Source organism: Pseudomonas sp. B21-040 (assembly GCF_024748695.1).
Taxonomy (GTDB): Bacteria; Pseudomonadota; Gammaproteobacteria; order Pseudomonadales; family Pseudomonadaceae; genus Aquipseudomonas.
The window spans coordinates 1,434,821-1,448,854 of the sequence record NZ_CP087176.1 but is presented as its reverse complement, the minus strand read 5'-3'; the positions used below and the strand labels follow the sequence as shown (position 1 = coordinate 1,448,854).

Genomic DNA, 14,034 nt, shown 5'->3' with positions numbered 1-14,034 from the left:
GAGCCCTTGACTGCCTAACCGCACTCAGGGGCATTTTCACATCTGAAATATAGCTATAACAACAGGCAATCATTCAGACATAGCAACAGGGATGACAGTCAGTAACAACTCTTGAATTTTTGTGCTAACACCTCTGAAACACTGATTATACCTGGGATTAAGACCTTTAAGGTTAAGCACGATTCACTTTCCACCTCAAAATCACGTAGAGTTAAACAACACGATTGAAATAAGGCAATAAACTATTCGTTTTTCAAGCCGCTCATTGCATTACCAAACTCCGCCTCCATTACCGCCCAATGCCGCTCTAGTTGCCGCTCAAGGTCTGCGACATTAAAGGAAACACCAAGGTCTTTACGTATAGCAATTGCAACCTTCAATTGCAGCTTAGATAGTTCTTTCATCTCAGGCAGAAGCATTGCGTTAAATTCATTCACCCTAATATTACGCACAGTGTACGCAAGGGCTCGCGCGCTTGCATATTGCTGAGCCTGCGCAGAAAAAAAGTCATAATTGCTTTGAAGAGCCTGAAAGATAACTGCATCTTGTCGTCCTTCCTCGTTAAACTTATGCAGGTCCCGCATGACTCTAGAAGCCTCTGCCGAAGAATTGACATAAGCGGAATCGTTGATTTCAATGTCTGACCTTGCTTCCATTACCGGCATGAGCCTAGGTATGAGTCTTAAAAACAACGCCCCAAACGCGGCACTCAACTCTCCTGCTAATCTCGCTGTCTCAGGCTCAGATACCAATTTTAGCTTTGCTATCGATGCGGTAATCGCTTGAATTTCCGCAGTCATATTTGAATTAACAAGATCGCGATTTACCAGAGTACTCATATGAATGTTTGTAGCTTCAATATCTTCGATAACCTTGAGGTATACTTCTTTCCTGAGATTGTTGATTTTGTCCTTCGATTTCTCTCGCGCATCATGATCCAGTTGCAACTTCAGACGCTTGGTGTTACTACCATTTGAAAGCATAACGCCTAACAAAGTTATGCAAGACGCGACTATACCGGACCAAACAACGTTAGGAATATCTTTCAAGCATGAAATCAACTGCTCAAACATTTCTCAATCCTTTTGTAAAGAAGCATCTTAATCTACAGGCGATTGTATCTGCGGCTCATTGAGAACAGTCACATGTAGCGGACCATCCATCAATTCTCCATACAACTCTTCAAGTACCTTTTTTACTGTAACCGCGTCAGTCATATTTTCAGGTCGGAGACAGTTAATAACGAAAGGCCATTCCTGCCCTATCATTCCTCCAACGTCAACAAATGCCGTATGCAGCTTCCCTTTCATGGTGAAAGTTAAGGCGTACCGGACGAGGTCATTAAATATATGCCCGTTAAACAAGCGTCTATGAATTTGCACATGTTGGTACTCTTCGTCTCTTGCAATTGAGAAAAGATTTGGAGTGGGGTCTGCATCACATTTGAATCTACCACCTGTAGTTAGTACGTAAATTTCCCACACATGCTGAAAGTCAAATTCAAATGAATGCTCACCTACGCTATATGATGATACCGGATCGCATTCGATCAGAGCACTCTCCAGCCCCTTTATTACTAACGGTGGACTGAATTCTTTGAGTGGCACGAGAATGTGACGGTCAACGATGATGTACAAGGCATGAACAATCAGTGGTCGGTCCTTACAGTTGGTCAGTGCAATGTCCGTCAGACGTGGTGCCATGTAGAGATTGTGTGTGAGGGAGTATGTAACCAGAGCTTTGTTGCCAAATTTCTTCCATGCCAGCATCAAGGTAAGTGGAAACAACACCACTCCCGGAACGATTTTGAAAAAATCACCAACATACGGCCATCCAGCCCAAGCGATAAAGTCTTCCATCGTAAAACTCGCAATCCGTCGAAGGTCGAGAGCATACCTGTTTCCAGACACCTTGCCCTGTCCCACGGTTCTAATAACTATCACCTGGCACTGCTTGTACAATAATTCCAGATGGCCAAAAATCGATCACTCAAGGATGACCGCCCCATGCCAGACAACCACGCCGCAATCGCCACCGCCGATGTACTCACACTGTTGCTGCACAACCAGCACGCTTTGGCTGCTGCAATTGAAGAAGTTTCTTTGTGGGTAAAGTCCGCAGGCTCGCCCGACGTGCATGACAATGCGATAGCGGCATTGGAAACCCTCGACAGGAACGCGTCAGCTATCACCGCTGGCATTCTTCGGATACGTCAGTAGGTATTAGAAGTGGCGGTATCAACAAACGACCGTTAAACGATGACCGGAAAACCGGCCTGAATTAGCACCATCAAAATAGGGTTTCTTGTTTGTTGATACCTTGGTACACTGATACCACGTTAAACGATACCAAGGAGTCACCCATGTCACGCACCTTCTTGTACTGCCGCGTTAGCACGTCGTCACAATTTACTGAAAACCAAGTGCAGGAAGTGAAAGCCGCTGGTTTCGACGTACAGTCGAGTCGGGTAGTAGAAGAAACCATCTCAGGAAGTATTCCTGCAAAGGAACGTACAGGCTTTCAAGCACTGTTGACCAAGATGGAATCAGGTGACGTGTTGATCGTAACCAAACTGGACAGGCTTGGTCGTAACGCCATGGATGTACGTCAGACAGTTGAACATCTGGAATCGAGTGGTATCCGTGTTCACTGCCTTGCACTTGGTGGCGTAGACCTGACCAGTCCAGCGGGCAAGATGACCATGCAGGTTCTAGGCGCTGTCGCAGAGTTTGAACGTGACCTGTTGATAGAACGCACTCAGTCAGGTTTGCAGCGTGCAAAGTCTGAAGGTAAGAAGTTGGGCAGACCAGAAGCCACCGACACCACAACCGCCGTACAGAAGCTCAAAGCAAAAGATATGAAGCAATCTGAAGTAGCCGCTGAGCTGAAGATCGGTATCGCAACTGTTAAACGCCACTGGAATAAAGCGTAATACAGTAACGCAGTCAAAGCTCACAGGAGCAACGACAAAGCCGGGTGAAGTGGTGGCATTTCTAATCGGCTTAACCTTCCCATACGCAATCCTGCGCAGTCTCAGACCACTTCCTGACCCTCACCCTACGGATTTCAGAGAACATTGAAGGGGGTATGGTCAGTTATTGTTCTAGCAGTTAAACCCTCGTGACCAATCACTGACACCCAACAACCAACAACCAACCACCGGATTCTGGTCAGTGAATATCTTGAGTCGACTCTGAAATCGACTTTCCTAAAATATGGAGAATTGGTTTTGAGGGGAAGTTGAGTGGTCAAACTGAGTGGTCAAACGCAAAAATCAGCAGACACAAAAAAACCCCGTAAATCAACGACTTACGAGGCTTTTTGAATAATGGCGGAGAGATAGGGATTCGAACCCTAGGTACCGGTGAAGGTACAACGGATTTCGAATCCGTCCCATTCGGCCACTCTGGCATCTCTCCAACGGCGCGCATCATAACAACACTTTCGCCGGAAGCGAACCCCCTTTTGCGATTTTTTTCCGTGCTATCAGATGCTTGCGTCGATTAAAGCGGTACGCCCAGACGATTGGCGACTTCTTCGTAGGCTTCGATGACGTCACCGAGGCCCTGACGGAAGCGGTCCTTGTCCATTTTCTTGCCGGTGGCCTTGTCCCACAGGCGGCAGCCGTCCGGGCTGAATTCGTCGCCCAGGACGATGGAGCCGTCGTGGAATACGCCGAATTCGAGTTTGAAGTCGACCAGCAGCAGGCCGGCGTCGTCGAACAGTTTGCTCAGGACTTCGTTGACCTTGAGCGACAGTTCTTTCATGCGAACCAGTTGCTCGGCGGTGCCCCAACCGAAAGCCACAACGTGGGATTCGTTGATGAACGGGTCGCCCTTGGCGTCGTCCTTCAGGAACAGTTCGAAAGTGTAAGGGTTGAGCTTCATGCCCTCTTCGACGCCCAGGCGCTTGACCAGGCTGCCGGCGGCGTAGTTACGCACGACGCACTCGACCGGGATCATGTCGAGTTTTTTCACCAGGCATTCGTTGTCGCCCAGCAGTTTGTCGAACTGGGTCGGCACGCCGGCGGCTTCGAGTTTCTGCATGATGAAGGCGTTGAACTTGTTGTTCACCATGCCTTTGCGGTCGAGCTGCTCGATGCGCTTGCCGTCGAACGCCGAGGTGTCGTTGCGAAACAGCAGGATCAAGCGGTTAGCGTCGTCGGTCTTGTAAACCGATTTGGCTTTGCCGCGGTAGAGTTCTTCACGTTTTTCCATGATGGGCTCCGCTTGCTAAGTAGGTGGGCTAGGCGATGTGTCGCCAGTCGAGCCCTGAATCTTGATCGGCCAGTTGCAGCCAGTCCGGGTCGCACCCGAGGGTGTCGACAAAACATTGCCGGGCCAGCTGCGGCAGGTTGTTCTTGCTGCTCAGATGGGCCAGGACCAGGTGTTGCAGGCCTTGCCAGCCCAACTCAGACACCAGGAATGCCGCCTGGTGGTTGTTCAAATGTCCCAGTTCACCGCCCACCCGCTGCTTGAGAAAGTACGGGTAGTGACCGCGAGCCAGCATGTCACGGCAATGGTTGGACTCGATCATCAACGCATCGAGGTCACGATAGCCGTCCAGCACCTTGTTGCAATACGAACCCAGGTCGGTCAACAGGCCGAAGCGCCGCTCACCGTCGCTGAAGACGTACTGCGTCGGTTCCTGTGCATCGTGGGCCACGGCAATGACGCCGATGCTCAGTGCGCCGATCTGCAGTTGCTCGCCGCCAGCCAGAAGGCCCGCCGGTTCAATTGGTTTGCGCATCCCGCGCAGGGTCCCGCGACTGAGGTAGACAGGCAGATTGTAGCGCCGAGACAGCAAACCCACGCCATGCACGTGGTCGGCATGTTCGTGGGTCACGAGTATCGCGCTCAACTGCGCCGGATTCACACCCAGGCGCAGCAGGCGTTTTTCGGTTTCTCTCAAGGAAAAACCACAATCCACCAGCACGTACGTGTCATCGCTGGCTACCAGCGTGCCGTTCCCTTGGCTACCGCTGCCGAGAACGGCAAAACGCATGTGATCAGCCCAGTTTGTCCTGAATCTCACTCAACACTTTACGCGCCACGTCTGCCGGCGCCACGGTGTTGATGTTTTTCTCGACTGTAACCTGGACGTTTTCACCGACCTTGCTCAGGCGAACCTGATAACGCTCGGCACGGGCTTCAACTTCTTCCTTGCTCGGCGCGCTGCCGAACAGGCTGCTGAAGAAGCCGGGCTTCTCGTCTTTCTTATCGGCTTTCTCGGACAGGTTGATGTAGTACAGGCCCAGGCTGCGGTTGATGTCTTCAACACGCCATTCGCCCTGTTCCAGCGCACGACCGACGCTCGACCAGGCACGATCCAGGTCTTTGCCGACGTTCAGCACCGGGTTACCGCTGCCGTCTTCGCTCAGGCTGACGCGACTCGGTGTATCGAAATCACGCGAAGCCAGCATCGAGACCGAACCGCCCTTCTCCGAGATGCGGCTCATGCTGGCGAGCATGTCGTCGACCAGCGCCGCGTCCAGGCCGGTGTTGACCGAACGGTTGGTGAAGTCCACGTCGGCCGTGCTGCCGGCAGGACGCTCGGCGCTGACCACATAGACTTCACTGGTGTTGCGCTGCACGCCCGGCTCGATACGCACCCGCACGCGGGTTTGGCTTTCGGTGCTGACACCGGCTGCGCTCAGACGCTTGGCCATCGCGGCGGACAGTTCGTCGGAATGTTGCCAGGTGGTAGTAAATTCGCCGGTTTGTGGACGCTGTTCATCCAGACGGAAACCGTTGTCCTGGAAGAACTGCACTGCCACTGGCCAGACTTCAGCCGGCGGGTTCTGCGCCAGGATAGAGCGCGAATCGCCGGTTTTCTGCAAGGTGTAGGCACTGGCTTCGACAGAGGCCGACAACGGCTGCGGACGAGGAACAATGTATTCGCCCTTGACGGTGTCATCGGCCACGTTACGCGGGATCGGCAGCAGCGGATCCAAGCGTTTGGCGTCGGTGATATTCGGTGGCAATTGCATTGGTGCAGTCTGTTGCGCTTCCAGGTAATCGCTACCACGGTCACGGAAATAACCTTCCGGGCCCCAGACCCATCCACAGCCACTGGTGCTGGAGATAATCAAGGCAAGTGCGGAAAGTCCGGCCATTCGCTTCATGCGTTGTACTTCCTCAATTAAACCAGGACGCTGCACTGGCGCAGGGCCGTGCGAAGCGTTTCATGACAAGGTGCGCTCAGCCAGGTCAGCGGCAGGCGAATGCCTTCGTGCATCAGGCCCATCTCCACCAAAGCCCACTTCACCGGAATCGGGTTGGCTTCAATGAACAGGTCCTTGTGCAGCGGCATCAATTTTTCGTTGATAGCCCGTGCGGTTTCGGCGTCGCCCTTGAGCGCGGCCTCGCACAGGTCGGCCATTTCGCGCGGTGCGACGTTGGCGGTGACGGAGATGTTGCCCTTGCCGCCCATCAGGATCAGCTCGACAGCAGTCGGATCATCGCCGGACAGCACGATGAAGTCCTTGCTCACGCCATCAAGGATTGCCTTGGCACGCTTCAGGTCGCCGGTGGCTTCCTTGATACCAATGATATTCGGCACGGTAGACAGGCGAATCACGGTCTCGGCCTGCATGTCGCAGGAGGTGCGGCCTGGAACGTTATAGAGGATCTGTGGAATGTCGACCGCTTCAGCGATGTGCTTGAAGTGCAGGTACAAGCCTTCCTGGGTCGGCTTGTTGTAGTACGGAACGACCAGCAGGCAGGCGTCGGCGCCGGCTTCTTTGGCATTGCGGGTCAGTTCGACGGCTTCGCGGGTCGAATTGGCGCCGGTGCCGGCGATAACCGGAATGCGACCGTTGACCTGCTTGACCACTGCCTTGATGACAGCGATGTGTTCATCGACATCAAGGGTTGCCGACTCGCCGGTCGTACCGACCGCGACAATGGCATGAGTGCCGTTTTCAAGGTGGAAGTCCACGAGTTTGCTGAGGCTGTCCCAGTCAAGACGCCCTTGTGCATCCATGGGTGTGACCAGTGCCACCATACTGCCCGCAATCATGAAACCGCTCCTGCCGGAAAAAGAGAGCCGTAATGGTACTGGCGCCAAGATGCTTGCACAAGCAAAGTACTGCGCTGCCGCCATTCCCCTTGGCGTTGCTTTTCGCTACCCTTCAGACTTTGATCGGTACTGACTAAGGTCGTACGCCAGATTCCAGCCTCCAGTTACGACATCACAAGCCCCGATCCAGCGTTGCCGCCCCGCGCTCCTGCCACACTGGAGCATATTGCAACCTTGGGCCCGGGCCTTTTGAATTCGCATTCGCAGGCTCGTTCCCGGTAAAAACCCTCTTGGACGTATCGACCGCTCATCGCTTTAGGAATGCTGCATGTCCACCCCCACAGTTCGCGAACAATTCCTTGTCATCAGTGCCCTCGGCGCCAACCCCATGGAGCTGACTAACGTCCTGTGCCGCGCCAGCCATGAAAACCGCTGCGCCGTAGTCACGTCCCGCCTGACCCGTCATGGCGAGTGCAGTGCGTTGATCCTCGAGATCTCCGGTAGCTGGGACGCCCTGGCGCGCCTGGAAGGCAGTTTGCCGAGCCTCTCCAAAAAGCATGCGTTCACCGTCAACGTGGTGCGCAGCGCTGCCCTGGAGAACCGTCCTCAGGCCTTGCCTTACGTGGCTTATGTCAGCTCGGCCTATCGCTCGGACATCATTAACGAGCTGTGCCAATTCTTCATGGACCACAACGTCGAGCTGGAAAACCTGACCTGTGACACGTACCAGGCACCGCAAACCGGTGGCACCATGCTCAACGCCACGTTTACCGTAACCTTGCCGGCCGGCGTGCAGATCAGCTGGTTGCGCGATCAGTTCCTGGATTTCGCCGACGCGCTGAACCTGGATGCCCTGATCGAGCCGTGGCGCCCACAAAACCCAATGTAAGGAAGCTTTCATGGCCGTTGCCATCGACCAACCGGTTGCCGACTTCGAAGCACCCGCCACCAATGGGCAGACCGTCAGCCTCGCGGGCCTGAAAGGCAAGCAGGTGGTGATTTACTTCTATCCGAAGGACAGCACGCCGGGTTGCACCACTGAAGGCCAGGGCTTTCGCGATCAGCTTGAAGCGTTCAAAACGGCCAACACCGAAGTGTTCGGTGTGTCGCGTGACAGCCTCAAATCCCATGAAAACTTCAAGGCCAAGCAGGCGTTCACCTTCGAGCTGATCAGCGACAAGGAAGAAGCGCTTTGCCAACTGTTTGACGTGATCAAACTGAAAAAGCTTTATGGCAAGGAGTACATGGGCGTTGATCGCAGCACGTTCCTGATCGACAAGGACGGCGTGCTGCGTCAGGAATGGCGCGGCGTAAAGGTGCCGGGGCATGTGGATGCCGTGCTGGCTGCTGCTCAAGCGCTGAACAAGGCCTGATTCATCTGGCGCCTGTTCCGACGCTATCGCGAGCAGGCTCACTCCTACATTAGTTGGCCGAGTTGTTTTGACTGACGCGATCTAATGTGGGAGCGAGCCGGCTCGCGAAGAGGCCATCAGCCTCACTAAAGAATTAAAGCAGCGGCGCGACTTCCGGCTCTTTGCGTGGCCACGCATCCAGCACGGCTTTGAACAGCGTCGCCAGCGGAATCGCGAAGAACACCCCCCAAAACCCCCACAACCCACCAAACAACAGCACCGCACAAATGATTGCAACCGGGTGCAGGTTGACCGCTTCCGAAAACAGCAACGGCACCAGCACGTTGCCGTCCAGCGTCTGGATAATCCCGTAGACCGCCATCAAGTAGATGAACTGATCACTCCAGCCCCACTGGAACAGGGCAATCAGCATGACCGGCACGGTCACCACCACGGCACCGACGTACGGCACCACCACCGACACGCCCACCAACAAGGCCAACAGCGCTGCGTAGTTCAGCCCAAGAACCACAAAACCGATGTAGGTCACGCCCCCGCAAATGAAAATCTCGATGACCTTGCCGCGAATGTAATTGGCGATTTGCCGGTTCATTTCGTGAGCGACGCGGGTGATCAGCGCCCGTTCACGGGGCAGGTAGCCCCGCACCCACTGGCCGATCATCTCCCGGTCCTTCAAGAAGAAGAACACCAGGATCGGCACCAGGACGAGGTAGATCATGATGTTGACCAGCAGCGGCAAACTCGACAGAGAGAACGTCAGCGCCCACTGGCCGAATTTGCCGATTTCGCCGCGCGCCACTTCAATGGCCCGCAACACCTGCTCATCGGACACCAGATGCGGATAGCGCTCGGGTAGCAGCAATAACAGCGACTGCCACTTGACGAGCATGCCGGGCAACTCGTTGAACAGCGTGATCAGTTGATGCCAGAGCAGCGGCACGACGACAACAATGAAAACCAGCAACACCCCCATGAACAGCGCAAAGACCAGCCCCACCGCCACGGCGCCGGGTATACGCAGACGTTCGAGGGTGACCACCAGACCTTGCATGAGATACGACAGCACCATCCCGGCGAGCACCGGCGCGAGCATGCCACCCAAGGTGAGGACAGCCGTGAATGCCAGAACCAGCAGCACGGCCAGCACCACGGCTTCTTCATCGGAAAAATAGCGCTGAATCCAGTCGCGTAACACCTTGAACATCGATATTCCTTAGAAACGAACGCAGCCGGTTTCAGGCTTTTTTTAACCAGTAGCGGTAAACACCCGCCTCATCTTCTTCGCGAAGCAGCGTATGACCGGCCAATCGGGCAAAGGTGCGAAAATCGCGCTGAGAACCTGCATCCGTGGCGATGACCTTGAGCACCGCGCCGCTGGCCAGGCGATTGAGCTCCATCTTGGCCTTGAGCAGCGGCAATGGACAATTCAGGCCGCTGGCGTCCAGTTCGGCGTCATGGGCTACTGTGTCAGTCATTGCTTCACTCCGGGTCTGGTGGTTGAGTTGCCTAGAATATCTGGTCGCAAGCCAAGTGTCCGGCTACAGTAAGGTCTTTGTCGACTAAGGCTTTGTGCATGACTTTTTTGCGCCCTACCCTGCTGACGCTCGCTTGCCTGCTCGCCTCACCGGGCTTTGCCGACGACCTGCCGTCACTCGGCGACGCCAGTTCTGCCATCGTCTCGCCGCAACAGGAATATCAGTTGGGCCGTGCCTGGCTGGCGCTGTTGCGCAGCCAGGTCGCGCAGCTCAACGACCCACAACTCAAGGATTACGTCGAATCCAGCGTTTACCGACTGGTGGAAACCAGCCAGGTCAATGACCGGCGCCTGGAGTTCATCCTGATCAACAGTCCACAGCTCAACGCCTTCGCGGCGCCCGGCGGGATTGTCGGGGTCAATGGCGGCTTGTTCCTCAATGCGCAGACCGAGGGCGAATACGCGTCAGTACTGGCTCACGAATTGGCTCACTTGTCGCAACGCCACTTTGCCCGTGGCGTTGAAGCCCAAAAGCGTATGCAGGTGCCGATGATGGCCGCCCTGCTGGCCGGGATCGTGATTGCGGCGGCCGGTGCTGGCGATGCGGGGATTGCGACCATTGCCGGTACGCAAGCGGCGGCGATTCAGGAACAGCGGCGTTTCTCGCGTCAGAATGAACAGGAAGCCGACCGGATCGGTATCCTCAATCTGGAAAAAGCCGGTTACGACCCACGCTCAATGCCGAGCATGTTCGAGCGCCTGGGGCGCCAATACCGCTATGACGCCAAGCCACCAGAATTTCTGCTGACTCACCCGGTTACCGAATCGCGGATCGCCGACACCCGCAACCGTGCCGAACAAGCCCCACAGGGCGGCATTGAAGACACGATGCGTTATCAGCTGATTCGTGCGCGGGTCCAGTTGATTTATGAAGAAACCCCTGGCCTGGGCGCCAAGCGCTTCCGTGCCTTGCTTGAGGAAAACCCGAAAAACGATGTCGCGCGCTACGGTTTGGCGATCGCACAAATCAAGGGTGGCCAGCTCAATGAAGCTCGGGAGAACCTCAAGCTGCTACTGGCAAAATCACCGAATGAGATCATCTACAATCTGGCGCAGGTCGATTTGGACATCACCAACAATCGACTGCCCGACGCTCAATCACGCGTCGAGCGGATGCTCACGCAATACCCCGGCAACTACCCGCTGAATCAGATACGTGTCGATTTGCTGCTGAAACAGAACCGCACCGCCGATGCTGAGAAGGCCCTGGAAGGCCTGCTCAAGTCGCGTCCGGACGATCCGGATGTTTGGTATCAGGTGGCGGAGACTCGCGGCCTGTCGGGCAACATCATCGGCTTGCATCAGGCTCGTGCAGAATACTTTGCGCTGGTTGGCGACTATCGCCAAGCCATTCAACAGCTCGATTTCGCCAAGCGTAAGGCCGGCAGCAACTTCCCGCTTTCTTCGCGTATCGATGCACGTCAACGCGAGCTGATGGAACAGGAGCGCATGATCAAGGACATGATGGGCTGACGCTCAGCAAAATCCAGGCACAAAAAAACCGCCTCTTTCGAGGCGGTTTTTTATTCAGCCGACAACCGGTTTATTCAGCCAGTTTGAAGGTGATGAAGCTGGCACGACCTTGACGCAGAACCCGCATCGATACCGAACGGTTCTTCGGCAGTGCCTTGGCAATCTCGGTGAACTCCTTACTGGAGCCGATGGCCTGGTTGTTCAGGTGAGTGATGATGTCGCCCGGTTGCAAGCCAATCAGCGAGGCAGGGCCTTCCTGCACTTCCTTGATCACCACACCACCTTTGAGGTCGTAGGTTTTCTTCTGCTCATCAGACAGCTCGGCGACGGAAACACCCAAACGATTGCTGCTGATTTCAACGCCCGATTTAGGCGTTGCATCCAGCTCTTTGCCTTCGTCAGGAATCGCGCCAACCGTCAGCTCGACGTTTTTGCGCTTACCTTCGCGAATGACTTCAAGATTCGCCTTGGCGCCCGCCTTCAGCGCACCCACCAAGTGTGGCAGATCGGCCGACATGATGATCGGCTGACCGTTCATGCTCAGAATGACGTCGCCGACTTGCAGGCCACCCTTGGCCGCCGGGCCGTCGTCCTGGATTTGAGCCACCAGCGCACCAGCCGGTTTCTCTAGACCAAACGACTCGGCCAGGTCCTTGTTCACTTCCTGAATCACCACACCCAACCAGCCTCGGCTGACTTTGCCGCCGTCTTTCAACTGGTTGGAAACATCCATCGCGACATCGATAGGGATCGCGAACGATACCCCCATGAAGCCCCCGGAGCGGGTGTAGATCTGCGAGTTGATCCCGACCACTTCGCCATTCAGGTTGAACAGCGGACCACCGGAGTTACCCGGGTTGATCGGCACGTCAGTCTGGATGAACGGCACATAGTTTTCGTTCGGCAGGCTGCGCCCGATGGCGCTGACGATGCCTTGGGTCACGGTGTGGTCGAAACCAAACGGCGAACCGATGGCGACAACCCACTGACCGGCTTTCAGGTCCTGGGATTTACCGAGTTTAAGGACCGGCAGGTCCTTGCCTTCGATTTTCAGCAGCGCCACGTCGGAGCGTGGATCAGTGCCGACCAGTTTGGCCTTCAGCTCACTGCGATCAGCCAGACGGACGAGGATTTCGTCGGCATCGGCGATCACATGGTTGTTGGTCAGAATGTAGCCATCAGGCGAGATGATGAAACCCGAGCCCAGAGACTGCGCCTCACGCTGGCGATCACCGCGAGGGGAGCGCGGCTGAGGCATGCCCCGCTCGAAGAACTCGCGAAGCGCTGGTGGCAGGCCTTCAAGGTCCGGCATTTGCCCGGACACTTTGCGGTCCGGCAGTTTCTGGGTGGTACTGATATTCACCACGGCAGGCGAGGCCTGCTCGACGAGCTGGGTGAAATCAGGCAACTCGACTGCTTGAACAGCAGCCGCCTGACCGAGGACCAACACGGTGGCAAAAATGGAAAGGTAAGACTTCAAGCGTGGTATCGACATACGGCTCCCGTTACGACGAGCATGGTTAAGCGATATGGAGCAAGGAACACCGGGAACAATACGCCGGTATTTTTGTTCCGGGAACAACAAAACAAGGCCAGAGCCGTGAGGCTCTGACCTATAGAAAAATTCTGGTTTGTTTGCAACTTGAAATGCTCACCAAACATTTCGAAATCGGCTCACTACTGGGTTGCAGTGGCATCGTTGCGCATGGAGAGCGCGATCCGTTCAGCTGTGCCAATCGGAATCTCACCGACCACGGTCACCATCATTTCGCCTTGAGGCGTGGTCAGGCGCCGGGATACAGCAACGGTTGGTCCCAATTGTGTGCGAGTGTCCGTCACAGTTGCGCCATTCAATGGCTCGAGAAATACCGAGAACCGCGCCAGACCGTCGTCATACATCAGGCTATTGACCTGGGTCTTGGTCTGCGGATCCTTTCTAGCACTGCTGCTGGTCAACTCGAAACCGGGTGGTAACCAGTCCGAATGCCAGACTTGAGCCACTTTAACGGCGGAAGCCTTGTCACTGTCAAAAGTGATGGCCTTACATTCGGCGCCGGGCTGTAAATCCTGGTCTGATGGCACTTCGGCGGTGTCCAGTTGCGTGAACTGGAATCGCTCCAGCAACTGCCCTTTGTCATTGAGTAGCAATGACTTGAGCGGCAGGCCGGTCTCTTTATCCAAATGAAGCTCAAAACCGTATCGGTGCTGATCACGTGGCGTCAGTGAAACAATCACCGCTGCACGACCAGCCACACGCGACTTGCCAATGACGGCAAGGTCATACCAATTCTTTAACTTTTGGGGATCCAGTGCACGAGCAGCGGAGTTGGGAGTATCCCCAAGTCCTGCTATCAGGGTGCCGCTAACGCATTGAGTATGCCCATCAATGCGTACGACTTCCTGTGCGGAGCCGTCAAGCTGGAGTAAACGCTCTCGGACTTTGCCATCCTGGACGCGATGCCAGATGTTATGGGTAGAAAAACTACCGTTACGCTCGTAAACGAATGTGCCGTGAAAGCTTTGCTGTTGCTCGGCCTGACCCAAGCGGGTCAACCAGTCCTGGGCTTCATCAGCGTGGGCTGGAACAACAATCCAGCCTGCGAGCAGAAGCGAAAGTAGAGGTATGGAGCGCAT

General features: G+C 55.2%; 15 protein-coding genes and 1 tRNA gene. 5 read left to right on the top strand and 11 right to left on the bottom strand.

Going from position 1 to position 14,034, the window contains the following annotated elements; genetic code table 11:
* Positions 1 to 242: 242 nt before the first annotated feature.
* Both LOY55_RS06570 and LOY55_RS06565 read right to left on the bottom strand, forming a co-directional pair.
* Complete coding sequence (locus LOY55_RS06570; protein WP_258667805.1) at positions 243 to 1,073, bottom strand: hypothetical protein; 831 nt, start codon at positions 1,071 to 1,073, stop codon at positions 243 to 245.
* Positions 1,074 to 1,100: 27 nt separating this feature from the next.
* Positions 1,101 to 1,859 (bottom strand): hypothetical protein, encoded by a 759-nt coding sequence (locus LOY55_RS06565; protein WP_258667804.1) that lies wholly within the window; start codon positions 1,857 to 1,859, stop codon positions 1,101 to 1,103.
* 147 nt (positions 1,860 to 2,006) lie between these two features.
* Between LOY55_RS06565 and LOY55_RS06560 the strand changes: the two genes are divergently transcribed.
* Positions 2,007 to 2,219 (top strand): hypothetical protein, encoded by a 213-nt coding sequence (locus tag LOY55_RS06560; protein ID WP_258667803.1) that lies wholly within the window; start codon positions 2,007 to 2,009, stop codon positions 2,217 to 2,219.
* Positions 2,220 to 2,362: 143 nt separating this feature from the next.
* Entirely contained in the window at positions 2,363 to 2,932 is a 570-nt protein-coding gene (locus LOY55_RS06555) for a recombinase family protein (protein ID WP_258667802.1), read from the top strand.
* Between the two features lie 397 nt (positions 2,933 to 3,329).
* Here LOY55_RS06555 and LOY55_RS06550 read toward each other — a convergent pair.
* The 5 genes from LOY55_RS06550 to dapA form a co-directional block, all read right to left on the bottom strand.
* Positions 3,330 to 3,419, bottom strand: a tRNA-Ser gene (locus LOY55_RS06550).
* Positions 3,420 to 3,503: 84 nt separating this feature from the next.
* Positions 3,504 to 4,217 (bottom strand): phosphoribosylaminoimidazolesuccinocarboxamide synthase, encoded by a 714-nt coding sequence (purC, locus tag LOY55_RS06545; protein WP_007944067.1) that lies wholly within the window; start codon positions 4,215 to 4,217, stop codon positions 3,504 to 3,506.
* A gap of 28 nt (positions 4,218 to 4,245) precedes the next feature.
* A complete protein-coding gene (locus LOY55_RS06540; protein WP_077430728.1) occupies positions 4,246 to 5,004 on the bottom strand; it encodes an MBL fold metallo-hydrolase in 759 nt (252 codons plus the stop codon).
* 4 nt (positions 5,005 to 5,008) lie between these two features.
* Positions 5,009 to 6,124, bottom strand: coding sequence for an outer membrane protein assembly factor BamC (bamC, locus tag LOY55_RS06535; protein WP_077430729.1), 1,116 nt, complete (start codon positions 6,122 to 6,124; stop codon positions 5,009 to 5,011).
* Between the two features lie 17 nt (positions 6,125 to 6,141).
* Positions 6,142 to 7,020, bottom strand: coding sequence for a 4-hydroxy-tetrahydrodipicolinate synthase (dapA, locus tag LOY55_RS06530; protein WP_007979774.1), 879 nt, complete (start codon positions 7,018 to 7,020; stop codon positions 6,142 to 6,144).
* Between the two features lie 328 nt (positions 7,021 to 7,348).
* Here dapA and LOY55_RS06525 point away from each other — a divergent pair, with 328 nt between their 5' ends.
* Both LOY55_RS06525 and LOY55_RS06520 read left to right on the top strand, forming a co-directional pair.
* Positions 7,349 to 7,909: a glycine cleavage system protein R gene (locus LOY55_RS06525; protein ID WP_027925530.1), complete on the top strand. Its 561-nt coding sequence runs from the start codon at positions 7,349 to 7,351 to the stop codon at positions 7,907 to 7,909.
* A gap of 10 nt (positions 7,910 to 7,919) precedes the next feature.
* Positions 7,920 to 8,393 (top strand): peroxiredoxin, encoded by a 474-nt coding sequence (locus LOY55_RS06520; protein WP_046029517.1) that lies wholly within the window; start codon positions 7,920 to 7,922, stop codon positions 8,391 to 8,393.
* A 133-nt stretch (positions 8,394 to 8,526) separates the two neighbouring features.
* Here LOY55_RS06520 and LOY55_RS06515 read toward each other — a convergent pair whose 3' ends face one another.
* Together LOY55_RS06515 and LOY55_RS06510 are read right to left on the bottom strand one after the other, a co-directional pair.
* A complete protein-coding gene (locus tag LOY55_RS06515) occupies positions 8,527 to 9,597 on the bottom strand; it encodes an AI-2E family transporter (protein ID WP_046029516.1) in 1,071 nt (356 codons plus the stop codon).
* 31 nt (positions 9,598 to 9,628) lie between these two features.
* Complete coding sequence (locus LOY55_RS06510) at positions 9,629 to 9,868, bottom strand: sulfurtransferase TusA family protein (protein WP_046029515.1); 240 nt, start codon at positions 9,866 to 9,868, stop codon at positions 9,629 to 9,631.
* A gap of 98 nt (positions 9,869 to 9,966) precedes the next feature.
* On the opposite strand from LOY55_RS06510, the gene LOY55_RS06505 reads away from it, so the two are divergent.
* Complete coding sequence (locus LOY55_RS06505; protein ID WP_046029514.1) at positions 9,967 to 11,400, top strand: M48 family metalloprotease; 1,434 nt, start codon at positions 9,967 to 9,969, stop codon at positions 11,398 to 11,400.
* A 70-nt stretch (positions 11,401 to 11,470) separates the two neighbouring features.
* On the opposite strand, the gene LOY55_RS06500 is transcribed toward LOY55_RS06505, so the two are convergent.
* A complete protein-coding gene (locus LOY55_RS06500; protein ID WP_109787400.1) occupies positions 11,471 to 12,895 on the bottom strand; it encodes a DegQ family serine endoprotease in 1,425 nt (474 codons plus the stop codon).
* Between the two features lie 182 nt (positions 12,896 to 13,077).
* Positions 13,078 to 14,034, bottom strand: a complete 957-nt coding sequence (locus LOY55_RS06495; protein ID WP_109787399.1) for a MucB/RseB C-terminal domain-containing protein — start codon at positions 14,032 to 14,034, stop codon at positions 13,078 to 13,080.